At 73.1% G+C, this 714-nt stretch carries 1 protein-coding gene; it reads left to right on the forward strand.

Annotation, left to right across the window (positions count from 1 at the left end; genetic code table 11):
* The first annotated feature begins 186 nt into the window (after window positions 1-186).
* Entirely contained in the window at window positions 187-615 is a 429-nt protein-coding gene (locus tag MTQ10_RS30895; protein ID WP_247474131.1) for an OsmC family protein, read from the forward strand.
* Window positions 616-714 lie beyond the last annotated feature (99 nt).

Consider the following 714-nt stretch of genomic DNA (forward strand, 5'->3'; position numbering starts at 1 on the left):
GAAGACGGCCGCCCGCACCGGCACCCGGCCCACGCTGCCCCGCCTCGCCGTGGGGGACGCCCCCGCCTGAGCACGGCGCACCGAGGCAGCCCCACGGGGCGGCCGTCTTCCGTGTGCGCCGCGCCGGAATGTGATCGGATGGGGGAAGGAATCCCGGGCACGGGACCCCATCGGAAAGGAAGAACCGTGGCAACCACGCGCTCCGCACACACTGTCTGGGAAGGCAACCTGTTCCAGGGCAGCGGCGTCGTCACTTTCGACTCCTCCGGCGCCATCGACCAGCAGCCCGTGTCATGGCCGTCGCGCGCCGAGCAGGCGAACGGCAAGACCAGCCCGGAGGAGCTGATCGCCGCGGCCCACTCCAGCTGCTTCTCCATGGCCTTCTCGAACATCCTCGACAAGGCCGGCACCCCGCCCACCCGGCTGACGACGTCCGCCGATGTCACCTTCCAGCCCGGCGAGGGCATCACCGGCATCCACATCACCGTGGAGGGCACCGTCCCCGGCATCGACAACGACGCGTTCGTCGCCGCCGCCGAGGACGCCAAGGCCAACTGCCCGGTCAGCCAGGCCCTGAAGGCCGTACCGATCACCCTGTCGGCCAAGCTGGCCTGACCCGGCGCGACAGCGCACGCGGACCGGCCGGGCCCCGCACCCGGGGGCCCGGGACCGGTCCGCGGCGGCAGCGGTCTAGCCGCCCGCCCGCTCCCACCC

The sequence above is a fragment of the Streptomyces sp. XM83C genome, assembly GCF_023072675.1.
GTDB classification, from domain to species: domain Bacteria; phylum Actinomycetota; class Actinomycetes; order Streptomycetales; family Streptomycetaceae; genus Streptomyces; species Streptomyces thermocoprophilus.